Source organism: Photobacterium lutimaris, from assembly GCF_003025555.1.
In the GTDB taxonomy this organism is placed as follows: Bacteria; Pseudomonadota; Gammaproteobacteria; order Enterobacterales; family Vibrionaceae; genus Photobacterium; species Photobacterium lutimaris.
The window spans coordinates 209,069-231,474 of sequence record NZ_PYMH01000009.1 but is presented as its reverse complement, the minus strand read 5'-3'; the positions used below and the strand labels follow the sequence as shown (position 1 = coordinate 231,474).

The 22,406-nt window shown below is 47.3% G+C and carries 20 protein-coding genes; 7 read left to right on the top strand and 13 right to left on the bottom strand.

The window, feature by feature from the left end; genetic code table 11:
• Positions 1–384: 384 nt before the first annotated feature.
• The 7 genes from C9I99_RS18345 to C9I99_RS18315 all read left to right on the top strand — a co-directional run bounded on the left by C9I99_RS18345 (position 385) and on the right by C9I99_RS18315 (position 8,385).
• A complete protein-coding gene (locus C9I99_RS18345; protein WP_107350313.1) occupies positions 385–693 on the top strand; it encodes a hypothetical protein in 309 nt (102 codons plus the stop codon).
• An 8-nt stretch (positions 694–701) separates the two neighbouring features.
• Positions 702–2,144: an SNIPE associated domain-containing protein gene (locus C9I99_RS18340; protein ID WP_107350298.1), complete on the top strand. Its 1,443-nt coding sequence runs from the start codon at positions 702–704 to the stop codon at positions 2,142–2,144.
• A 296-nt stretch (positions 2,145–2,440) separates the two neighbouring features.
• The gene (locus C9I99_RS18335) at positions 2,441–3,640 is read left to right on the top strand and encodes a phospholipase D-like domain-containing protein (protein WP_107350297.1); all 1,200 of its coding nucleotides are present in this window, start codon (positions 2,441–2,443) and stop codon (positions 3,638–3,640) included.
• Between the two features lie 995 nt (positions 3,641–4,635).
• Positions 4,636–5,331: a class I SAM-dependent methyltransferase gene (locus tag C9I99_RS18330; protein ID WP_107350296.1), complete on the top strand. Its 696-nt coding sequence runs from the start codon at positions 4,636–4,638 to the stop codon at positions 5,329–5,331.
• 170 nt (positions 5,332–5,501) lie between these two features.
• Positions 5,502–5,990 (top strand): hypothetical protein, encoded by a 489-nt coding sequence (locus tag C9I99_RS18325; RefSeq protein WP_107350295.1) that lies wholly within the window; start codon positions 5,502–5,504, stop codon positions 5,988–5,990.
• Positions 5,991–6,242: 252 nt separating this feature from the next.
• Complete coding sequence (locus C9I99_RS18320; protein ID WP_107350294.1) at positions 6,243–7,682, top strand: methyl-accepting chemotaxis protein; 1,440 nt, start codon at positions 6,243–6,245, stop codon at positions 7,680–7,682.
• Between the two features lie 193 nt (positions 7,683–7,875).
• On the top strand, positions 7,876–8,385 hold the full coding sequence (locus C9I99_RS18315; protein WP_107350293.1) for a glycine cleavage system transcriptional repressor: 510 nt from the start codon (positions 7,876–7,878) through the stop codon (positions 8,383–8,385).
• Between the two features lie 117 nt (positions 8,386–8,502).
• Here the strand turns inward: C9I99_RS18315 and lpxM are convergent, their stop codons facing one another.
• The 13 genes from lpxM to priC form a co-directional block, all read right to left on the bottom strand.
• On the bottom strand, positions 8,503–9,441 hold the full coding sequence (gene lpxM, locus C9I99_RS18310) for a lauroyl-Kdo(2)-lipid IV(A) myristoyltransferase (RefSeq protein ID WP_107350292.1): 939 nt from the start codon (positions 9,439–9,441) through the stop codon (positions 8,503–8,505).
• A gap of 297 nt (positions 9,442–9,738) precedes the next feature.
• Positions 9,739–10,155: a MarR family winged helix-turn-helix transcriptional regulator gene (locus tag C9I99_RS18305; protein WP_107350291.1), complete on the bottom strand. Its 417-nt coding sequence runs from the start codon at positions 10,153–10,155 to the stop codon at positions 9,739–9,741.
• A gap of 13 nt (positions 10,156–10,168) precedes the next feature.
• The gene (dmeF, locus tag C9I99_RS18300) at positions 10,169–11,128 is read right to left on the bottom strand and encodes a CDF family Co(II)/Ni(II) efflux transporter DmeF (RefSeq protein WP_107350290.1); all 960 of its coding nucleotides are present in this window, start codon (positions 11,126–11,128) and stop codon (positions 10,169–10,171) included.
• Positions 11,129–11,302: 174 nt separating this feature from the next.
• Complete coding sequence (locus C9I99_RS18295; protein ID WP_107350289.1) at positions 11,303–11,821, bottom strand: CueP family metal-binding protein; 519 nt, start codon at positions 11,819–11,821, stop codon at positions 11,303–11,305.
• 16 nt (positions 11,822–11,837) lie between these two features.
• A complete protein-coding gene (locus tag C9I99_RS18290) occupies positions 11,838–12,335 on the bottom strand; it encodes a cupredoxin domain-containing protein (protein ID WP_107350288.1) in 498 nt (165 codons plus the stop codon).
• A gap of 45 nt (positions 12,336–12,380) precedes the next feature.
• Positions 12,381–15,509 (bottom strand): efflux RND transporter permease subunit, encoded by a 3,129-nt coding sequence (locus C9I99_RS18285; protein WP_107350287.1) that lies wholly within the window; start codon positions 15,507–15,509, stop codon positions 12,381–12,383.
• Entirely contained in the window at positions 15,506–17,089 is a 1,584-nt protein-coding gene (locus C9I99_RS18280) for an efflux RND transporter periplasmic adaptor subunit (RefSeq protein WP_107350286.1), read from the bottom strand. The genes C9I99_RS18285 and C9I99_RS18280 overlap by 4 nt, the downstream gene beginning before the upstream one ends.
• Before the next feature lie 8 nt (positions 17,090–17,097).
• On the bottom strand, positions 17,098–18,396 hold the full coding sequence (locus C9I99_RS18275) for a TolC family protein (RefSeq protein ID WP_107350285.1): 1,299 nt from the start codon (positions 18,394–18,396) through the stop codon (positions 17,098–17,100).
• A gap of 74 nt (positions 18,397–18,470) precedes the next feature.
• Positions 18,471–18,848 carry a hypothetical protein gene (locus C9I99_RS27030; protein ID WP_133638219.1) on the bottom strand — a complete coding sequence of 126 codons (378 nt, stop codon included), beginning with the start codon at positions 18,846–18,848 and terminating at the stop codon, positions 18,471–18,473.
• A gap of 165 nt (positions 18,849–19,013) precedes the next feature.
• Positions 19,014–20,378 carry a hypothetical protein gene (locus C9I99_RS18265; RefSeq protein ID WP_107350283.1) on the bottom strand — a complete coding sequence of 455 codons (1,365 nt, stop codon included), beginning with the start codon at positions 20,376–20,378 and terminating at the stop codon, positions 19,014–19,016.
• A gap of 333 nt (positions 20,379–20,711) precedes the next feature.
• Positions 20,712–20,885 (bottom strand): pleiotropic regulatory protein RsmS, encoded by a 174-nt coding sequence (rsmS, locus tag C9I99_RS18260; RefSeq protein ID WP_107350282.1) that lies wholly within the window; start codon positions 20,883–20,885, stop codon positions 20,712–20,714.
• A gap of 30 nt (positions 20,886–20,915) precedes the next feature.
• Positions 20,916–21,839 (bottom strand): histone deacetylase family protein, encoded by a 924-nt coding sequence (locus tag C9I99_RS18255; protein WP_107350281.1) that lies wholly within the window; start codon positions 21,837–21,839, stop codon positions 20,916–20,918.
• Positions 21,839–22,390, bottom strand: a complete 552-nt coding sequence (priC, locus tag C9I99_RS18250; protein ID WP_107350280.1) for a primosomal replication protein PriC — start codon at positions 22,388–22,390, stop codon at positions 21,839–21,841. Before priC ends, C9I99_RS18255 begins: the two co-directional genes overlap by 1 nt.
• Positions 22,391–22,406: the final 16 nt, after the last annotated feature.

Below are 22,406 nucleotides of genomic sequence, written 5' to 3'. Positions count from 1 at the left end.
ATAACCAATCTTCGTTACATTGTCAGAGCCGCTACTTTATTCAGGCTCCTAGGTTCATCTGGTGATACAGATGGTTCACTCGTTGAGCGGTGAACAGCGCTTCATACGACCTCACGTCGCACGCCCCTTTACGTTTTAGTGTTAACTATCAATAAAATATTGTAAGTGACACATTGGTTGAACTTCTCTAATTTGCACCAGTATTCCTCGATTAATGCTTCGCTGTAGTCACGTCGAATGTAGCCCATATATTTATGCCTTTCTAAGTGCTATCGATTGATGGTATTGAGATTTTTATTCTATTGGTTTGATATCGATAACAATCGAGCCAGTTGCTCTATGTTACGATCGACAGTTAAATGTCAGCTTTTACAGGAGGGTGCATTGGCGAGACGAGGAAGTGGCTTAAGGACGGCAATAAAGATTGTAAAGGCGATAGATAAAGCCAACAAGCAAGCCGCCCGTGAAGCTCAACGTAGAGAGAAAGTTCGGCAGCGTGCAGAAGCTCAAGCTCTAAGGGAGCATGAAAGATCTGTGCGTGAAGCTCAGAGAGAACTTCAAAGGAGGTTTAGAGCACAAAAATCAGCTGCAAAGCATGCATTTAAGGATGCAATGGCTACTGCAAGCGAAGAATATCAGGAGCGCTGTGAAGAACGAGCTGCACTTAGGAAGCAATTTATACAAGAGGTTTAAAATAATCAATGGATAATAATATACTAGTGTTGGCTGGGTTATCTCTAGTCGCTATTTTATTAACCTATGTATTAACGAAACGAGCTGCGGATAAAAAAGCAGGTCAATACAAATCACTCGATGAAGCATTAACTAAAACTCAAAAAGAGCTTGAATCATTAGAGCAAACCAACGAGTTGGTTAAGCAATCTATAGTGACTGCGAAAAAAAAGCTTAAGGTGATTAACACAGAAACTGCCGAACTACAGGCTTTGAAAGGGCAAGATGACTCTCTTCGGCTTAGTATCCAAGAGCAGCAAGCGCATTTTGATACTGTTCAGAACACTTTAAATGAGCTTAATGCCAAGATTGAAAAAGGCAAACTCGACCTTAACGAGCTAATGGGCGATATAGATTTGTATTCTCGACTCGATGAATACACTGCTCACGGCCATTTTGAAACCCCGCAATACCTTTATGAAACATCTTCCCGTTATTCTGAAGAGATAAAAGATATCAGGCAGCAGCAGAAAGATATGATTAAAGACAAGACTGCTATCATATTCCCAGAAACAACAGTCATCTCTAATGATAAGTCTTTCAACAAGAATATTCTGAATGGTCAAGTTAGGTTAATGCTCACCGCATTTAATATTGAATGTGACATGCTTATTGGAAAGGTTACTCCAAGCTCGTTTGGTCGAACGCTAGAGAGGATTGAAAAGCTAGCGAACAATCTAGAGAAATCAGCAGCAACTCTTGAATGCGGCTTTGACCTTGACTACATCGAACTTAAGTTCGAAGAATGTAAACTTCAGTATCAATTCACGCTAAAGAAACAAGAAGAAATTGCGGAGCAGAAACTTATAAAAGAACAGATCCGTGAAGAACAACGAGCGATTAAAGAGTATCAAAAAGCGATTGCTGATGCAGAGAAAGAAGAAAAGATGTATCGAAATCTTCTTGATAAAGCACAGCAAGAGCTTGCTAAAGCCACTGAACAAGATCGCAGTGATATGGAGCAAAGAATTGCGATTCTTGAGCAGCAGCTTGCTGAAGCAGAAGCCAAAGAAGAACGAGCTAAGAGCATGGCAGAACAAACGCGTAAAGGTCATGTATACGTGATCAGCAATATTGGCTCCTTTGGTGAAGATGTATATAAGATAGGCTTAACTCGAAGACTCGAGCCAATGGACAGGGTGAAAGAACTTGGTGATGCCAGCGTACCGTTCCCTTTTGACGTTCACGCTATGATTTATACAGATGATGCTCCTTCACTTGAATCTGCGCTACACCGCGAGTTCCATGCTCACCGTGTCAATGCTGTAAACCTTCGCAAAGAGTTCTTTAGTGTCGATTTAGACGATATTAAACAAGCTGTTGAGAAGATTGCAGGCATAGAGGCCGAATTCAAGATGACGGCATTAGCCGAAGATTATTATGAAAGTTTAAGATTAAATGAAGCAGCTTAACTCAAATCACTACATATTAGTTTTGATCGAACTTCCGTATGTTCGCTTGATGAGATGCTGAAAAATCCAATATATCTCTCATTTTAATTAGTCTGAATTCAATCTGTCAGTTTCGTTTCTCAATGTGACTAGAACTGACAGATTGCCCTATATTGGTTCAGCCCTGTTCCATCTTAGTTAATTGTATTAGAAACAAGAGCTGGCCTTATAGCGAGATACACTTTCTCATCACAGACTGTCACCAAACGTATGGCCTTACCAAATAGGTTAAATAACTTCGATTTTCAGGAGTAACAATGCAAGTTTTAGTCAATACCAAAGAGATTTCAGCTGAGTTCAAAAGGTGCTGCAGTGAATATTCAACGCTTGATTTTGCAGTTGCATGGATAGGTAACCCTGAATACGGAGTCCCATTTGATGGGTTAGGGAAGCTACAAACTATCAATGCAACGGCTGGTATCGCTTTTAATCAAACTCACCCTGATGGGTTAAAGGAATTATTGGACTTGAAGGCGACTGTTAAAGTTATGGGGAATAACCCTAATAGTACTTTTCACCCTAAGGTTTTTTTATTTCGTAAAGGGCATAAAGCGTGTCTTATTATTGGTAGTAGCAATTTAACCCATAGCGGTTTTACTCGTAATACTGAAGCATGTGTATCATGTGAAACTCATAATATTGATCAAGATGTCCAATTTCAGAAAATACTAAAGCAGCTAGAAGAATGGCACAATGATAGGAATGCTTTCTATCCTGATTTTGATTGGTTAGAACAATATCGAAAAAGCTACTTAGAAACTCTAAGCAAGCAGCGTCAAACGGGATTGCAATCACCTCAATACAAAGATAATCCTGAAGGCGTCTCGGAATGGTTAAGTGATGCTAGCTGGAGTGAATATTATCAAAGAATAGCAACAATACTTGCAGAATGTCCCGACTTGGATGAAGGCTACCGGCACGTATTGGATTCTGCCAAGCATTCATTGTCTCTTCCTTGGATCAAAAACTATCTGGATGAGGTTGAAACTAGAAAGCTAATTGGCGGAAGAAAGCCATTTGCCCACTTGGGAAACACCACAGCAAGCGGTAATTTTGCAGGTTTACTCAAAAGTGGAACAGAAACGCAGCACGATATTATTTTAACGGCTGTAAATAATTGCGCACTTCTTAGGATGAATAGTGATGCCGACTGGGTAACCCTTAGAAATGAGCTTAGTTCTTTGTTTGACTTAGGCTTTAAGATGAGTTGTTGGGGGCGTTTGCTTTGTATTTCTCGGCCTGACTTATATTCAACTATGTCATCAAAGGCTTTAAAGCGGAACTTGTCTAAGGCTGTTGGACAGCCTATGAATAAGTTTGATGAAGTTGATGGTTACATAAATTTTTTGAAGTTCATTTATTCGTCAAATTGGTATAATTCGAAAGAGCCAGTTGATAAACAAGAGAAATATATTTGGGATAATAGAGTTGCTTTACTGGATGTGATTTTTCATTGATACATTTTGAATGTGTAGGTAAAACGCTATCAGTTAAGCAAATACTTACTGGAGCGATACTGTCACCAAATGATTTGTACCAGTCAATATTGGACATCAAATTCAGTAACTTTGCCATACTTTTTATAATTCAAACTTTGCTAAATTAGCAATTGTACTAAAACGGAATTGTCCAGCTTCGAGCTAGGTACTAGGGCTAGCTCGTGTGGACGTTACATGTGGTTTATCTCTTGTGTGTAAGCTGTATCTACTTGAGGCCTGCAATATAAAGCTTCCCGACATGCATCCGATGTCGTGAAACTCTCTTACAGAAGATAGCTGTCGTTTTGTTGTAAAGGCTGAAAAGGATATCTTATGGTTTCAACGGCACCCATCTAGCGTTTTGTAATCTGCACCATATCCCTACATATTTTCCTTAATACCTTGAGCTGGCTTTTCTGTAGCGGCTTCGACGGTGTTAGGTTATTTGTTGGGGGCTCATCGTTGTATCATTAGGAGATATATTTAAAGCCTTTTTTGTAATAAGAAGAATAAATAAAGAAGTCTGGTTTAGGAATATTGATAGAGAGAAATTAACACTGAATTTTAGCTTAAACCATTATTTACACCCGTCTTTGCGTTATCCAGCCTTCAACCCGAGGTATTTAAAGTTTGTTAGCTATATCATAGATATACGTAGATATTTACTACTTTGAGACATCTTGGGTAAGGGCTACACGCTATGGTTAATCTATCTATAATTTTAATGTATACCATCGGTGAATAACTATGATGGATAATCTACTAAAGGCTTTATTACTCTATATTAAAGTCAGTCTTTCTATGTTTGCTATTGGCTTTATTACCAGCCTTATTTATTTTGCGTTTATTGTATAACTTATATCGGGTCACCACAAAGCGCTAGCTATGGAGCTGGGCAGTAGATAGTATAGGTGGGTATCATTACTATCTATTTACAACAGCTTCCATGCTGATACCAGACAGAGCCCCTGACGATGAAAAGCCCAATGTATGGCCGTTTTGCCAAAGAGTATGACCGTGCAGTCCAAGATAATATTTATAATGCAATGCTTGAGCGTCCTTCGCTGCAGGCGATGCTGCCTGATCTGAAAGGCAAGAAAGTGTTGGATCTGGCCTGTGGTTCCGGTGTGTATGCTGAGTATCTGTTGGCACAGGGAGCGGAGGTGACCGCTGTCGATGTATCGCCGCAAATGGTTGAAATGGTAAACGACAAGCTTTCAGGCAAGCTACAGTGCTATGTGCAAGATCTCAATATGGGATTACCGCACGAGCCGGATAGTGCTTATGACGTCGTTATCTGCCCGCTGGCCGTGCACTACTTGCCGGATCTACAGCTGCTTTTTAAAGATATTCAACGCTGCTTGATAAAAGGCGGTGTCTTTGTCTTTTCGACTCATCATCCGTTGATTGATTTTGAGGTATCGCCATCTGGTGACTATTTCCAGAAAGAGCTCATTACGGAAGAGTGGGATACCATTGGTCAGCCGGTGGAAGTGTCGTTTTATCGCCGGTCGCTCACCGACCTCTTTGAGGCGGTATTTACATCGGGTATGACTGTGGCCGGACTCTCTGAAGGTAGCCCTTCGCCTGAAATGGTAGACATTGATCCACAGCGTTTTGAGCAGTTATCGATGAAGCCTAACTTCATTTTTATTGCATGCCAGAACTGACTTTTGTGAAATGTTATGCTTTGTGGCACGATATATTCGTTAGGTTATTTGCTAAAGCTTGAAGTCGGTCACCCTATTTGCAACAAAAATTGATAAAACGCATAGTTCTTTGTTGCTGGAGTGCATAATGTCACTGTAGTTCTGTTCCAGAGAAATGAAAGGTTACCAATATGTCTGATGTACCAGTGTCTGTTACAACCGCCGCCGAAGTGATCCAGCCGGTTGCTGAATCTTCGGGTTCGATTTGGGGTTATGTGGCTGGTGGTGTTGCCTTGCTGATTCTAGCCGGTTTCTTCGGCTACAAGAAAATTAACAAGCCAGCATTTATTATTAATCAGGTACGCAAACGTAACCTGAAAGAGATTAAGAAGTTAGGTGTTGAAAATTCTGACTTCGTGAATGATTTAGATAAGCTGCTAGATTCGGTTGAGACTTATGCAACCGAAAAAGGCATGAAGGGTTCTGATGTCGTGAAGATCATCAGTCCAATGAACGATAAAGATCGAATCAAGACGGCAGGTGATATGTACCAGTCGATGATTTACATTGCTAACGATATCAAGGACACCTCGCTAGCACGTGAGTTCAAGAATAAAGCCAAGCAAGTTAAAGCAAATTCGCCATTGATGGCGGGTCTGTTCAAGCGCGCGGGTATCTAAGCTTACTTTCGTTTATTCACGAAAAGTAACATGCAAAACCGGTTGGTTTCGCTCTGGGTTTCGGAGTGATATCGCCGGTTTTTTTATACCTATACATCAAGTGCAAGCTATTAAGCGATCTTGTTTGTGATGAAGATCGACTTTTTGTGAAATGGTTTGCTGCGCTCACCTGAAAAACAAACCCTGTATCACAACATCAAACGTTGAGCTGTTACCATATGGCAAACCCAATAATAACTACAGGGAACGACGATGAGAGAGGTTGAATTTCGTACCGTTGACAGGCTGTTTGTCAAAATGTCGGTCAACGATAAGTTTTGGGTGCTCTTTGCACTGATTGCTACGGTCGTCACGGCGATTGCCGGGTTGCACTACCGTCAAACCGTGGACCAACTTGAGCGACAGCAGTTTGCAGTGGCCGAAACAAGGGTCGCGGCAATGGTCGAAACGGTACAGGGAGCGGGGTTGGACGCAGATGCCCAGCGCCGGTTGTTGCAACAGCAAGGTGTGAGCTTTGCCGGAAATACCGCTGCCCGAGGGCAGGCGATGGTGGCGACACCATGGGGGATGGCGAGCTTGCCACAGGGGGGGGCAATTTCGTTGCAGGCCGAGAAAGATCAGGCCCTGAAGCGCTTTTTCTATTCACTGGCCATGCTCTTGCCGATTGGCTTGCTGTGTTACTGGATGGCGACCTTCCTTGGCGGTGCATTGTGGGTGATGCACCAAGCCACTAGGCGTATTGCCGATGGTGATTTGACGTCGCGTCTGGGCTTTCATGTCGGCCGAGATGAATTCGGTATTATCGGTTTTGAACTCGATCGCACCATGGATACCTTGAGTGAGTTGGTCAATACCGTTAAGCATAGCGCGCAGAACTTGCAGAGCGCGGCTGGTAGCTTCAGTAATGATGCACGAGGATCTGGCCAGCAAGTGAACCAGCAATATGCCTCGCTTGATTCAGTGGCGACGGCGATGGAAGAAATGACGGCGTCGGCAAAAGATATTGCTGGCCTGGCACAGCAAACCTCAGAGCAGTCGGATGCCGATATGCAAAGTATTGAGCAGGGTAACCGCAATGTTCAGCAGGCGATTGTTAAAGTAACCCAGTTGTCAGAGCAAACTGACGAAGCCTCGCGTGCTGTTGGGAGTCTTAACGAAAAGGCTGAAGAAATTAATGCGGTGATCACGACGATCAATGCAATCTCGGAGCAAACCAACTTGCTTGCGCTGAATGCGGCCATTGAAGCGGCCCGTGCCGGTGAGCAAGGCCGTGGTTTTGCGGTGGTAGCGGATGAAGTAAGAACGCTAGCGGGACGTACCCAGCAGGCGACGGTTGAGATCCAGGCGATGATAGATACATTGCAGCTTGAGACGACCAGTATCTCCAACATTACCGCAGTGACGCTTGAGCAGTCCCATCATAGTCGCGAGATGATCACCGAAATCGGCCGCGACGTTGATAATATTGCCGAATCGGCACGTCAGGTGATGGATATGAGTACTCAGATTGCGACGGCAGCGCACCAACAGACCACTGTCGCCAATGACATTGCCTCAGAGCTGCACGATATTCGCTCCCAGTCGGAATTGATCCGTTCCATGAGTGAACAGTCGATTGATAACAGCACCAGCTTGGGGGACACCTCTCGGCACTTGGGTGAGGTTTTACATAAATACCGCACCAATAGCTGATTCCACTCAATTGATCAGGTATGAGCCAGTTACGCCAGTAACTGGCTTTTTACATGGATTTGTGAATTCAGTATGGGGAAACAATGGTTTTCATAACCAGAATGGAGCCTGGTCACGGCACGTTGCCCACTTGCTTGCTAATCTGACTATATAGCCAGCGTGTTTCTGGCTGGATTGTAGAGGGGAAGCGCGTATGAATACTCAATTAACCGTAACATTGGCGGGACAAGATCATCCTCAACTTATCAATAAATTAGCAGCCAAGACTCATGAACTTGGGGGCAAGTGGCTGATCAGTAAAATTAACAGGCTGGATAACCAAGTTGTCGGGATTCTAAAGATTGATATTCCTGCGCAGTCTGCGGGTCAACTAAAAGAACTTTTCCAAGCCCAGCAAGAATTAGATATTCGGGTCGTTGAAGCGTCGGAAGTTGGTGAGATCAAAACCGACCACCTTACACTGAAGGTCGAGTCGAAGGATCGACCGGGTATCGTCAATGATATTACCCGTATTTTGGATAATATCGGTATCGGTATTGTGAAGATTGAAAACCACCGTATTGGGGTTCCCGATCTTGGGCAGGCATTATTTTTTGCCGAGTTGCAGGTTGATGTGCCTACCGAAGTCGATATTGAGCAGCTGCTCGAAGCGCTGCAGCAAGTTGACAGTGGTCTGATAGTGAAAGTGCTAGAAACCGCTTGAGGTTAATACTGCAGTCGTATCAAACACGACGCTGTAGAAGAGCATGACGAAAAGAAACGACAAGGGCCGGATGCATTCTGCATGGGGCCCTTTTTTATTCCGGTATGTTGGTGATTGTTAATAGCGTCTGCTGCCATCCGGATGGGTGCGCAAGATCTTGAGGATCCACATGTACTGTTCGGGTTGTTGGCGGATCATGGCCTCCAGTTCCTGATTCATCCGTGTGGCGTCCTGCTGTTCATTGCCCGAAGGAAAGTCCGTTAATGGTGGCTGGATGGTAATGGTAAATGTCCCGGAATTTAAATCATAGGAAGGAAAGACCGGTAGTACCGCAGCCTTGGAGAGCTTGGCCAGTTTACCCACACCTTTGACCGTGGACTTTTCATGACCGAAAAATGGGGCGAACACACTTTGTTGCAGCTGATGCTCTTCATCTGGCAGGTAGTAGGCAAGATAGCCCTCTTTGATTGAGCGCAGGTAAGGTTTAATACCTTGGCTTCGCTGGTAGATACGCCCGCCAAACTGCTTGCGCTGCACATTCATCAGCCAGTTGATGATTGGGTTGGCTTGCGGTTTGATCATTGCCACCATCGGCATATCATTGGCCGCAAAATACAGCGCCGAAAAGTCGATAGCCCAGTTGTGGGGCACTAGCATGATAATATTTTTGTCTTGGGCCTGGAGGGCTTCAAGGTGCTCCAGTCCTTGGACATCATGGCTATTGAGCATGTATTGGCGGCCTTTGATAAAAGGCTGGGCAAAACCCAATAAAATACAGCCAGCCACGGTGAAGGTATCTTCCAGCAAGGCAAGGCGCTGTTTTTCGTTGTAGTCAGGAAAACAAAGCTCAATGTTTTTCAATGCCCGCCGTTTTGCCCCTCTCTTTTTCTTTACAATTAGCTTGGCGGCAAACCGGGCAATACTTTTACGTGCATGATGTGGCAAAAGGGCCAGTATAAAAAGAAGTGGCATCACTGCCCATAATAGCCAGTAGCGAGGGTGTAAAAAGGAGAACTGAAAAGCCGGGTTGTATTGACCGTAGGTGGTATCGCTCATATCCATATCCATAACTGGCCAAAATCAGTAACGTTAACGTCAGTGGCCGGGCTGCAAGCAGCGTACATTGAAAGTCGCATCTAGAAGCAGATGACCGCTATTCAGCAAGTGTTCAGGATTGTAGGCGGGTGAGGGGATATTACCTACGTTTTATTGATAAATTGATGACTAAATGAGGTTTATTTAGTCAACTTATATGAACGACAGCATACTGGTTACGCGAAGGCCATTGGGTATACAGGTACGGATCAGTACCTGTATAAGGTGGATAGCAAGGGGTTGGTTGGAGCGTGGCGTTTAGAATTCTTGGTTCATTTTGGTCAGGCTGGCAAGAAGCTGCTCTCGCTCATCAGTACTGAGCTTGGCGGTGATGTCTTGCGTCAGGCTAAGATGAAGCTGATCGTGCTCGTGATACAGTTCTTCCCCCTCGGCTGTCAGCTCAACCAGAATCGATCGACGATCTGATTCATGCGGACGGCGCACCAGAAGGCCCAGCTTGACCATTTTATCGACCTGAACAGTCAGGGTACCGGTTGTCACACCAATTTTATCCGCCAGCTCTTTCATCCTCATCGCACCATGGGCACCCAGGATTTCAACGACATGAACCTGTGGCAGGGAGAAGCCCTTGCCACGGACAACGGATTGCTCCCAAGAAGAGAGCTTTTCGTAGAATTCAATGATGGTGTGGTTCAACTGTTCAATGTCTTTCATTTCTGTCTCGTTGTCAGTGTGCGCCTCGGCACGGGTTGACCTCTATCGTGAGATGACTAAGTTTATCGAACTCTTTCAGTAATTGCTTGTATTCGTTGGCTGCTTTTGGCTGGTGGGTCACCAGCGAAATCATCGCCGCATAATGGTCTGCGCTGACTTTCCAGATATGGATATCACTGACTTTGCTATCGGCGTCACTCTCGAGGGTGTCGATGATTATTTGTTGGTATCCATGGTCGATATTGCCATCAAGCAAAATTGGGCTCGTTTGTTTCATCAACCCCCACGCCCAGCGGGTAATAATGACCGCACCGACCATGCCCATAACGGCATCAAGCCAATCATAGCCGAGGTATTTACCAAACAGCAGGGCAACAATAGCCAATAGCGACGTTAACGCATCTGCCAAGACATGGAAGTAGGCCGCGCGCAGGTTGTGGTCATGTCCGTGATGATGCTCATGGTTGTGTCCGTGCTCATGAGCATGGTTATGATGGTGATGGCCGTGATCATCGTGATGGTTGCCGTGCAAAAGAAACACGCTGACGATGTTGACGACCAAGCCAATCACGGCGACGAAAATGGCTTCATTGAACTGTATCGCTTGCGGGTCGAGTAGGCGATGGAAAGACTCGACCAGCATCAGCAAAGCGACGAGGCCAAGAGCAATGGCGCTGGTGAAACCACCGAGTACACTGACTTTACCCGTGCCGAATGAGAAGGCCGGGTTGTTGGCATGTTTGCGGGCATAACGGTAGGCAAATACGGTGATCAGGAACGCGGCGGCATGCGTGCCCATGTGCCAACCGTCTGCCAGTAAGGCCATTGATCCAAAGAGTGTGCCTGCAGTGATTTCTGCCACCATGGTAATGGCTGTCAGTCCGAGCACCCAAAGCGTCCGTTTTTCCCCTTGCGGATTGATAGACGCAAAATCATGGCTATGCTGCCAGTGCTGCAAATTAGAGCTGTGCATGAATGATCCCTAAGCTATTTTGTTTGGTAATTATATATTTTGATAGTCAAGGTATTTTGTGATCATATAGTTTGAAAGTCAAAGTATATTGAGAGACGACGGAATTCAACGGCATGGCAAAACACCCTGCAGAGTTGTGGTCTGCAGGGGGGAGGTTGTCGCGTAGGGGAAGATTTAAATCAATTGCATGGTAGTGATACAGGTACGGCTGTTACCTTCGGTGCTTAGTACTTCAGTGGCTGTTTTGCCTTGGTAGGTGAAGGTGAACTGGTAGTTGCCATTTTTTGGCATCCAGAAATCAATGAAGCCGTCTTTTTGGGTTTTCACCATACCAGACTGAATGATTTCATTGGATTGGGTATCGGTGATCTTCACCATCATCGACTTGCTAACCATTTCTCCTTGGCATCCTGTCGGGACATGGAAGGTACAGCCATGGGTTACTTTTTCGAACGGGGCAATAGAAAGAAGGAACTCATCTTTTACGGGTACGGTGGCTTTTGAGCCATCGGCAAATTCGGCATGGATAGCATCCGGCATCACTCTGACTGTTGCTTTACCGGTGTGGTGCCATTGATGTGATTGCTCCAGTGCTGCTTGCGGTGACAGCTGACTGAAAGCTTGTGCATCTGTGCTTGCCAGAGCCTGCGCACTGCTTAAAGAGAGTAGGAGTGCAGGTAGTAAATATTTCATAGTGTGTTCCAGTGAGTTATTTCAAAACGGTATTACGCTTCATGCCTGCCTCTGAATGGCCGGCAATATTGCAAGAGAATTCGACAAAGCTCTGTCCCATGAAATGCCATCCCATTTCGGCTGTTTCACCAGGAGCTAAAGTGATAGTGGTGCCGTCATGGTGCTCCATATCCGGCATTGCCCGCATCATCTCGCGATGCTTGGCTTGTTCGTCGAGACTGCCAATGGAAAATTCATGGGGGATCTGGCCTTTGTTGGTGACAACAAACCGCACCACATCACCTTGTTTGATGGCCAAGCTTGGCTCGAACTGCATGGTCATATCATCGGCCAGTGCCACTTGATAGGTTTGGGTTGCCTGTGCCGCAGGCGCAGGCATACCGACCGCCGAGGCCATCGCACCGTGGCCAGACATATTACCGTGCCCTTCGTGATGATGAGCGTGTTCCCCAGCGGCAAAGCTCAAGGGGGTTGCCAGTAGTAGGGCCAGCGATAGCGCAGATCTTAATTTCATTGTCATTCCTTACCCGGTGCCGGGCACCGGGAAAATTGTTTGTATTTATTCAGTGAGTTTGTAGCTATAGCGTTTCCAAAGTTGGAAGGAGGCGGGTAATACAACAAGCGTGAGCAACAGGGCTGATGACATACCACCAATCATCGGTGCGGCAATGCGCTGCATGACTTCCGAACCAGTACCTGAGCCGTACATAATAGGAATAAGGCCGATGATCACGGTGAACACCGTCATCATAATTGGCCGAACTCGCAACCCAGCCCCTTGTTGGATCGCATTGTTGAGCGATTCGAGAGTGAGTGGCTGATTGAGATGTTCCGCTTCTTCTTGCTGGAATTTCCAAGCCTGATTAAGGTAAACCAGCATGATGACGCCAATTTCCACCGCCACACCGGCTAAGGCTATGAAGCCAACGCCAACGGCAATCGAGAAGTTGTAGCCCAGCCATTCCATCAGCCATACCCCGCCGACCATCGCCAGTGGTAGGGTGCCCATGATGATCATTACTTCCCCGACTCGGCGGAAGCTGAGGTAGAGCAACAGCATTATGATGGCGATCGTTGCGGGTACGACCACGGTTAATCGGGCTTTGGCCCGTTCCATATATTCGTATTGGCCGGACCATACCAGTGAATAACCGGCTGGAAGTTCAAGCTGCTCGGCAACGGTTTGCTGGGCATCTTGGACATAAGAACCAAGATCGCGACCATCAATGTCGATAAAGACCCAGCCGTTAGGACGGGCATTTTCGGTCTTGATCATTGGCGGGCCATCTTCAAATCGGATATTCGCAACATCTGCCAGTGCGATCCGGGCACCGTTAGGGGTCACCAGCGGCAGGTTGCGCAGCTTGTCCAATGAGTCACGATAGCTTTGCGGATAGCGGACATTGATAGGATAGCGCTCCAGCCCCTCGACGGATTCCCCGACATTCATGCCGCCGACAGCGGTGCTGATCACTTGCTGGATATCACGGATACTTAGGCCGTAGCGTGCTGCTTCACGGCGCTTTATATCCATGGTGATGTAACGACCACCGGCTACCCGTTCGGCATAGACTGACGCAGTTCCTTCAATACCTTGCAGCACGGTTTCTAACCGGGCTCCGATTTGTTCGATCTGCTTGAGCTCCGGCCCTGCAATCTTGATCCCAATCGGCGTTTTTATGCCGGTGGCCAGCATGTCGATACGGGTTTTTATCGGCATTACCCAGGCATTGGTCAAACCCGGAAATTGCACTAAATTATCAAGCTCGCGGCGTAGGCTGTCGGTGGTGACACCTTCACGCCATTCTTCTTTGGGTTTGAGCTGGATTATGGTCTCGATCATGGTCAGCGGTGCCGGATCGGTGGCGGTTTCTGCACGGCCTATTTTGCCCCAAACGGTTTTCACCTCCGGAATGGTTTTGATCAGCTTATCGGTTTGCTGCAACAACTCACGCGCCTTGCCGATTGAAATGCCCGGATAGGTCGTTGGCATATACATCAAATCGCCTTCGTCCAGCGGTGGGATGAATTCGCTGCCCATCTTTTGTACTGGATAGTAGGCCGAAGCCATCAAGGCGAGTGCGATCACAATGACGGTTTTGGGAAAGGCCAGACTGAAATTAAGCAATGGCCGGTAGAGCAAGGTGACCAAGCGGTTGATCGGGTTTTTGTGCTCGGGCATGACGTTGCCGCGGATCAGGTAGCCCATCAGCACCGGCACCAAGGTGATAGCCAGACCGGCAGAGGCGGCCATGGCGTAGGTTTTGGTGAAGGCCAATGGCGAGAACATCTTGCCTTCTTGGCCCTCCAAAGCAAACACCGGCACAAAACTCAAGGTGATAATGATGAGCGAGAAAAACAGTGGGGTGCCGACTTCTTCAGCGGCTTTGCTGATCACCTGCCAACGGTTCTTATCCGTAAGCGGGGTACGTTCAATGTGCTTGTGGACATTCTCTATCATCACGATAGCACCATCGACCATGGCACCAATTGCAATAGCGATGCCCCCGAGTGACATGATATTGGCGTTGATCCCCTGCCAGTGCATGATGATAAACGCTGATAGGATACCGATAGGCAAGCTAATCATCACCACCAATGATGAGCGGAAGTGGAACAGGAACAGGGCACAGACGATGGCAACAACGATGAATTCTTCAATCAATTTCTCGTAGAGATTCTTGACTGCGCTGTCGATCAAACCTGAACGGTCATAGGTCGTCACGATCTCCACACCATCAGGTAAGCTACGCTCTAGGTCAGAGAGTTTGTCTTTCACGTTGCTGATGACTTCTTGGGCATTCTCGCCAAAGCGCATCACGACGACCCCGCCAACCGCTTCGCCTTCACCGTTCAGCTCGGAGATCCCCCGGCGCATTTGCGGCCCAAGGTTGATATCGGCGATATCACCAAGCAATAGCGGTGTGCCTTTGTCAGTGACCTTGAGGGGGATGTTCTTAAGATCATCAATATTAGAAACATAGCCAGTCGCTCTGACCATATGCTCAGCTTCGGCCAGTTCAACCACAGAAGCCCCCGCTTCTTGGTTTCCTGCCTGAATCGCCATATTGACCTGTTGTAGCGTCAGGTTATAGGCCCGTAGCTTATTGGGATCTATCTGGACTTGGTACTGCTTGACCATACCGCCAACCGTGGCGATTTCCGATACGCCTTCAACGGTTTGCAGCTCATATTTCAGAAACCAGTCCTGCAAGCTTCTTAGTTCGCTAAGGTCATGCTGGCCGGTTTTATCCACCAAGACATAGCTGTAAATCCAGCCGACACCGGTGGCATCAGGGCCTAAGGTCGGCTTGGCGCTGTCCGGTAGGTTAGGGGCAACCTGACTTAGGTACTCCAGCACCCGAGAGCGGGCCCAGTACATATCGGTATCATCATTGAAGATGATATAGACATAGGAGTCACCGAAGAAGGAATAGCCACGTACCGTTTCTGCTCCCGGTACTGCAAGCATGGCGTTGGTCAGCGGATAGGTGACCTGATCTTCCACTACCTGCGGTGCCTGGCCCGGGTAGCTGGTTTTGATAATAACCTGCACATCAGATAGATCAGGAATAGCATCTATTGGGGTTTGTCTGACACTGTATATGCCAGAGGCTATCAAGAAAGCGGTCGCAACCAAAACCAGAAAGCGGTTTTGTATTGACCACCGGATCACGGCACTGATCATTGCTTAGCCTCCTTGTTTACCGGAGCCTGAAGGCTGTGGTCCATGGTGCTGTGGTCCATAGTACTGTGGTCCATAGTGCTGTGGTCTGTCTTTGCTCCACTTTGCCCACTTTCCGCTTTAACATCGGACAGTGTGTATTGGCCATTTTCCTGTTTGGTGACTAGAAACCGAACCGATTGGCCTCCAACAAACTGGCTCAGATCACTGTCATCGCCGACGGTGAAATCCATGGTCATGGCAGGCCAGCCCCATTCGGGGATAGGTGGGTGCTCCAGCGTTAACATCTTATGGTTCAGCATGATGTTGCGGATCACACCGCTGGTATGGACTTGGTTGACGGGCTCTGCCGGGATATTGGTGTTGATACGACTGAGATCAGCACTTTGGCTCGATTCAGAATCCAGCATAAAGTGGGCAGAGGTAACAACACTATCACCCGTTGTTAGCCCATCGATGACCTCAACCATACCTGCAGCGGTACGTCCTGTCTCAATACGTGCGGAGCGGTATTTACCTTCACTAAGGGAGAGGACAACACGGGCCATGTTGCCGGAGCGGATCACCGCTTGCTCTGGTACCACCAAGACCGATTCCTTGGTATGTGGGATCAGAGTCAGGTTGGCAAACATATTCGGTTTGAGGTTGGCTGCACGGTTGCTGAATTTCAGGCGCACCCTCAGAGTGCGGGTTGCTGGATCTAAAATAGGATAGATGTAGTCGACTTTGCCCTGCCAGCTCTTCCCCGGAAGGGCGTCGACCGACATCTCTGCAGTTGTCCCTGGGGTGATCCAGTGGGCTTGGCGTTCAAATACTTCGGCATCAACCCAGACGTCGGATAATCCCCCCCCAGTAATGACGGTTTGCTGCGGTGATAAATAGGCGCCATTTCGGATGTCTAAGCTGGCGATTACGCCATCTGCTGGGGCTTTTATTGCTATGTATTGACGGGCTTTTCCGCGGCGTAGGATATCGCTGATTTGGCCGTTATCAACACCCAGTGAGCGCAGGCGGTCTTTGGTTCCTTTGACCAGTACCGCTTTGCCCATGCGTTTGGCATTGAGCAATTCCTCTTGCGCCCGCACTAAATCTGGCGAGTAAATTTCGAAGAGTACTTGCCCTGCGACTACGCGCTCACCAATGGCATTGACACTGAGGTTCTGGATCCAGCCACTGACACGGCTGTTGATCTGCCATAGCTGGCTTTCATCAAAGCTGACATAGCCCACGCTATCAATTTTTGGGGCAAGCTGCTGGCGTTCAACGCGGGTGGTTTTGACGCCCAGGTTGTTCTCAACCGCCGGGTTGATTGTGACGGTACCGGCGGGATCATCATTGCCGCCAGCAAGATCTTCTTCATAGACCGGGATCAAATCCATCCCCATCGGTGATTTACCCGGCTTGTCACGTTTGTAGTTAGGATCCATGGGGGCGACCCAATATAAGGGCTCGTTATTGGCGACATGGCTGCTTGTGCCATGGCTGGTACTTAATTGCCCATTAGCGAAATAGGCGTTCGTGAAATACCCTAGGCCAGCACCGATGGCGAGTGCAATGAAGGCAACAGAAAATGACTGTTTCATGATATCCCTTAATATTTGTTCAGCAGGTATGCCAAGTTGTTATTTGCTTGTTGTAAGTCGGCGGCAAGGCGTGCCTGCTCCAGCTCGATGACCAGCTCTTCACTGGCTGCACGGATATACTCATCCAGTTGACTGGTATTGTTTTGATAGCCTCGCTCGACCGCCTGGGTTTTTTCCTTGGCTTGCTTTAGCAACGTTGAGCGGTAACGCTCTAGGCGTTGTTGGGTGTTATCCCGATCAATGGTTGCGGCACTGATCTGTGCATGCATCTGGCGCAGCATAAGATCACGCTGGGTTCTGGAAGCTCCGACTTGATGCTGAGCGGCTGACAACTTTTTGTCTTGGCGCTTTTCTGTGAATAAAGGGAGATCCATGGTGACATAGGCGCTGACCAAATCCGGCGCTGCAGAGCCATCCATCCGGTTTGCTTGGCGATGGGCATACATCACCTCGATGCCGAATTGTGGCTGATAGGACTCATTAGCCAGCTCTATCCCGGTCTCATTGCTTTTGATCAGTTCATCAGCTACCTGGATATTGGGGTGGCTGGCGAGTTGCTGATAATGATTGTCTGGGGATGCCGCAAGGTAAGTATTAAGTGCCTGCCATTGTGGGTAGGCTTTGGGCTTTACTTGCCAAGCTTGCTCGCCAAGCCATTCAGATAGCTGGGCGCGAAGCCGTTGCTGCATCTGTTGATTTGACTGGAGTTGATCATCTATTTTGTTGACTTGCAGTTCGGCTTGGATCAAATCTTGCGCTTGGCTGGCCCCGACACCATAGTTGGTGCTTAGATAGCGGGTGAGCTCACGGAACAGATCTTGGTTTTGTTTGATCAATTGCTGGCTTTGATCTAAATATGCAAGCTCTATCCAGGTGTTTGTTATCACCTTGGTGACATCTAACTTGCGGATATCCGCCTGCTTTCGAACACTGCCGGCTTGCTGTTGACTCTGCTTTTGTTGCAGCGACAAGCTATTGCCACGGCCAAACTGTTGCATCAGGCCGACCGAAATATTGGTCATTGGATCTTCATCGAAAGCAAAGCTATCGACGGGCAAACCGCCGATACCCACTTTCATTTTGGGATCCATCAATTGGCTGTTGGCGATCCCCATTTCACTGATAGCATCAGCCTGAAACTGTATTTTCTGCTGGGCAACATCATGTTCAATCGCCCAATTGATAAGGCTGTTTAATGTTGCCGACTCAGAAGGCCCGTTGCCTGGATAAGCGTTAGCCCATGAGCTGGCAGCAAAACCAATGAGAGACACTATGCCCAGTGCACGGTATATCTTGTTGTTATACATAATTTTTTCACTTTTTCGACGTAAATAGCGACCGGACACAAGCGAGCTGGTCCAGTGGTGTTGACGGAAGTGAATTAGCGAATAGGGGGCCGTAGGTTGTTTTCGGGACGGGAGATAGGAGCACTCACCAATAAGCGATGGGGAGTCCCGTAATTGGATAAGTTTGTTTGTGCGAGAGAGAAGACTGGCAGGGCGGAGTAATGGCAATGGCTGCTGTTGCAGCTTTGGCAATGCTTGTTGTCTCCATCATTACCGCAGTGGTTAGTATTCATCGCCGAACCATCAATACAGTTATCGCAATGAGCCATGTCTTGGCTCTGGGCCTTGTGGTGAGCGGTGCTATGGGAAGTCGATGGGGCAGAGGCGGTATGCTGGCTCGATACTGTTGGTTGACTCAACATTGCTTGATGACCGGGCATAGCAAAACTCGGGTTGATAATCAGGCTTATCATCAACACCAAAAGTAATGCCAGCGTAGTGTGCGGTCGGCGCAAAGTCATCAATATTTAACTACAAATTATAATATTGACTAAAAGTCTAAACCTTCCCCTAGGGGAAATGTCAATAAAAAGAAGTGGCAAATTAGCCACTTCTTATCATTGAGAAAGTAAACGGGCTTAGCTCGCCGCTTCTGGATCAATTTCAGCTGTGAGTTTTTGCGGTGCGGCTTCGACTTCAATGGTCTGTGCATCGATGGTCTGATCGGCGCTTTCACTCACTGCTTCTGTGAGTTCCACGGCGACCTCTTCTGCAGTTACCTCTTCTGCTACAGTGTCTGCCGTATTGTCCTGTTGTTCGTTAGCTTGGGTATAAGCGACGACGAGGGCGGCATTCAAATCAGCAATTTTGGTTTCCAACTGTTTCACTTTTTCACCAGCAGCAACGGTTGCCTGCTGCTCAGTCGTCAGAGAAGCTTGTAGTTCAGAGACTTTTTCCTGCTCATCAGTCAGTTGTGACAGCAGTTGTTGCAAGTTCTGCTCCCCTTCGCTTGATTGGGCTTTTTGGTCTTCAATCAGAGAGACAAGCAGTTTGCCTTGCTGGTTAATAGGATTATCACGCAGATCGTCACTGCCTAGGGCTTTAGAAATATTGACCAGTAATTTTTCAAACGTCAGTACATGGCGCTCGTAGTCTTTTTCTGGCAGTACTTTCAGTTTTTGTACGACATCAGCAATGTGCTCGGCATGTTTTAGAGAGAACATGGCTTCAGCCGCTTTGTCTTCAATCTTGTTAATCGAACGAGGCTCAGCACCAATGAAGGCTTCAGCCGCCGTCACTCGGGTTGCGGCTACAGCCAAAGTATCTGGCGCATGCAGTGCTGTGTTACTCGTTTTCAATCGCGCCAATTCTTTTTGTGCGTCGGATAGGTAAATACGAGTGACTGTTTTGACTTCTAGCGCACGCTGTCGGCTAACCAAATCCGGTTGGCCCGATGTCGCTCGTTCAGTTCTGTCATCGGCAATAAAGTTAACCAATGATTTCAGCTGAGTTTCTAAACGTGCATTACTTTTCGGGTAATATTTATTGACGTCTAAATAATCTAATTGCGCACGGTAAGAAAATGCTTCATCGAGAATTGATAATGCTTTTTCTCGGATCATTTCTGCTTTTGCAATATTTAAGTTGAATTGATTCAGTGCGTCTTCTGTCGCTTGAATATTGGTTCTTGAGCTAAAGAAGCCGGTACTATTGTGTGCCTTACTTGGATCCGTTTCAAACACGGCGTAGTATTCTTTGGCATCACTGAGAGCTTTGTCGGCATCCTGGAAGTGTTTGGTTGCAAACCATTGAAGGTCATCAGCTTTTGCGTTGCTAATTTTTACTTTGGCTTGATTGATGCTGTCAGCAATTAAGCTGATCTGGCTAGAGATTTCAGATTGATTGCTTTCTAGAGGAAGCGCTTTTGTTGCATCAGAATCAGATGCACAGCCCGATAAAAGCACAGTAACAGCAATTGCTGTTAGTGTTAGTCCCTTTTTCATTATAGCTCCAACTGGTATGTATATGAGTAAAAAAATGTTTTCAGAATATAATTAGACTTATTTTCGGCAAAGATTGTAGAACGATATAAAAACAAGTTAAATACCAATGCTTTAATTATTTATTTTAAAATATGTCAATCGAATCAATTGACTTCTTTTATGGCGGGACAATTGCGGCATAGTCATTATTTTGACGGTAGGGTGTGTAGGTTGGATATATTTCTAATGCCATTTACAGCAATGGAAATAGACAAGCAGCCTGGATATTCCGTTGGGCACTAATAAGCTACTTGTTCAGAGATGCAGTAATGATGAGGTCCTAAAGATGTTGGGCTATTGGCCTTTTGACGCTTTTAATTTGGCTTCTAGATCCCCTTTTACGATATTGATCGCTGACAATGCCGTTTCAAGATCAACCTCATTACTTTCGAGTAGGTAGATAAGATCCACCGCCAATTTGATATCGTCCGGGGCGTTGTCGAGTGGTGACGAAGTTGGTTCAGTCATATTGCTCTCGCTATTTGGTTAGTTACAAGGTTATCGCTGTGTCAGTACATCCAGTGCGGAGTATATAAGCTGGGCATGCAGCTTGACCAGATGTTGATGCTCACTTCGGTAACCGCCGCCTACAACAGCTGCAACAGGGATACTGGCATTGCGGCAAAGGCTCAATACCAGATGATCGCGCTGATAAATGCCGTCGATACACACCTTGAAGTAGCCCAATTCATCATGCTGGTGGATATCGACACCCGCATCGTAGATCACTATATCCGGTTGATGCTGTGCCAGCGCAAGGGGCAAGATACTAGCAAAAGCATCAAGGTACTCTTCGGTGGTTGTGTCTCGTGGTAAGGCGAGATCGATATCTGATGCTGGCTTACGGGCAGGGAAGTTCTTGTCGCAGTGAACGGAAAAGGTGATGATTTCCGGATTATCAGCCAATAAAGTCGCTGTCCCGTCACCATGGTGAACATCACAGTCAATGATCATGACTTTGTCGATCCCCTTCAGGGTCAGGGCGTGACGGGCAGCAAGCGCCAGATCGTTAATCAGACAAAAACCACTGCCAAAATCATGATGGGCATGATGATAGCCGCCGCTAAGGTGGATCCCGATACCGTGCTGGTAGGCCAAATCGACGGTTAACTTGGTGCCGCCCGAAGAGGTCAGGGTACGCTCAATGAGCTGCGGGCTCCATGGAAAACCAATTCGGCGCATTTTTGCAGCGGGTAAAGTGTTGCTAAACAGGGCATCAATGTAATCGGGGTGGTGCAGCTGTTTGACCTCATCAATGCTGATGGGGTGCGGTTGGTGCAACTGTAGATGAGGATGTAAGCCGAGCCCCAGCTCTTGGTCCAGGTGCTGATACAGCATCCGGTATTTGTGGATGGGGTAGCGGTGCTGCGGTGGCAGTTCAAGCTCTGAGTAAATAGGGTGATAAACCAAATGAAGTGCCATTAGCCTTTACGCTCCCGCATACTGATCTGCTTTTCGAGTTTTGCCAGTGCGGCGCGGCAGCGGTACAGGCGATCAGCCAAGGTTGCCGCTTCGCTCTCTAAACTCTGTTGCTCTTCAACCGAGCGACATCGGTTCACTGCTTGCTCTTTGGTGCGCTGCATAGTCGCTAAGCGTTTGGCCCATTCTTGGTGCTGGGCGAGCTCTTGCTTGAGTTCATAAATTGGCTTGCGTCGGCTTCTCGTTCGTTGTGGTTCATTTTTGCGGATTTGCTGTGTGGCCAGTTCCCGCTGTACCGCCTGGATTTGTGCAACAATGCGTTCACAAATATGCTGGGTACGGCTGGGGTTGAGTTTGCCTTGGCTGTGCTCACGGCTGAGTGCCAGGATTTCTTCACGGATCTCTTCAACGCAAGGAACCAGCAGCTTGCTGCGGCAATGAAACAGCTGCTCATCAAATAGCGGGCGCTGGGCTTCTCCCCGTTTGCTATCGGTATTGGCGGCCTCGTCGGCCAACTGGGTGGCGAGGTCTTCCAGTCGTTGGAAGTCGAGCATGGTATGACTCCAGATT

Excerpts from the sequence above, each read along its gene's own strand:
- C9I99_RS18340 (WP_107350298.1), top strand. The coding sequence starts at position 702 with ATGGATAATAATATACTAGTGTTGGCTGGGTTATCTCTAGTCGCTATT.
- C9I99_RS18335 (WP_107350297.1), top strand. The coding sequence starts at position 2,441 with ATGCAAGTTTTAGTCAATACCAAAGAGATTTCAGCTGAGTTCAAAAGG.
- C9I99_RS18330 (WP_107350296.1), top strand. The coding sequence starts at position 4,636 with ATGAAAAGCCCAATGTATGGCCGTTTTGCCAAAGAGTATGACCGTGCA.
- C9I99_RS18325 (WP_107350295.1), top strand. The coding sequence starts at position 5,502 with ATGTCTGATGTACCAGTGTCTGTTACAACCGCCGCCGAAGTGATCCAG.
- C9I99_RS18320 (WP_107350294.1), top strand. The coding sequence starts at position 6,243 with ATGAGAGAGGTTGAATTTCGTACCGTTGACAGGCTGTTTGTCAAAATG.
- C9I99_RS18315 (WP_107350293.1), top strand. The coding sequence starts at position 7,876 with ATGAATACTCAATTAACCGTAACATTGGCGGGACAAGATCATCCTCAA.
- lpxM (WP_107350292.1), bottom strand. The coding sequence starts at position 9,441 with ATGAGCGATACCACCTACGGTCAATACAACCCGGCTTTTCAGTTCTCC.
- C9I99_RS18305 (WP_107350291.1), bottom strand. The coding sequence starts at position 10,155 with ATGAAAGACATTGAACAGTTGAACCACACCATCATTGAATTCTACGAA.
- dmeF (WP_107350290.1), bottom strand. The coding sequence starts at position 11,128 with ATGCACAGCTCTAATTTGCAGCACTGGCAGCATAGCCATGATTTTGCG.
- C9I99_RS18295 (WP_107350289.1), bottom strand. The coding sequence starts at position 11,821 with ATGAAATATTTACTACCTGCACTCCTACTCTCTTTAAGCAGTGCGCAG.
- C9I99_RS18290 (WP_107350288.1), bottom strand. The coding sequence starts at position 12,335 with ATGAAATTAAGATCTGCGCTATCGCTGGCCCTACTACTGGCAACCCCC.
- C9I99_RS18285 (WP_107350287.1), bottom strand. The coding sequence starts at position 15,509 with ATGATCAGTGCCGTGATCCGGTGGTCAATACAAAACCGCTTTCTGGTT.
- C9I99_RS18280 (WP_107350286.1), bottom strand. The coding sequence starts at position 17,089 with ATGAAACAGTCATTTTCTGTTGCCTTCATTGCACTCGCCATCGGTGCT.
- C9I99_RS18275 (WP_107350285.1), bottom strand. The coding sequence starts at position 18,396 with ATGTATAACAACAAGATATACCGTGCACTGGGCATAGTGTCTCTCATT.
- C9I99_RS27030 (WP_133638219.1), bottom strand. The coding sequence starts at position 18,848 with ATGATAAGCCTGATTATCAACCCGAGTTTTGCTATGCCCGGTCATCAA.
- C9I99_RS18265 (WP_107350283.1), bottom strand. The coding sequence starts at position 20,378 with ATGAAAAAGGGACTAACACTAACAGCAATTGCTGTTACTGTGCTTTTA.
- rsmS (WP_107350282.1), bottom strand. The coding sequence starts at position 20,885 with ATGACTGAACCAACTTCGTCACCACTCGACAACGCCCCGGACGATATC.
- C9I99_RS18255 (WP_107350281.1), bottom strand. The coding sequence starts at position 21,839 with ATGGCACTTCATTTGGTTTATCACCCTATTTACTCAGAGCTTGAACTG.
- priC (WP_107350280.1), bottom strand. The coding sequence starts at position 22,390 with ATGCTCGACTTCCAACGACTGGAAGACCTCGCCACCCAGTTGGCCGAC.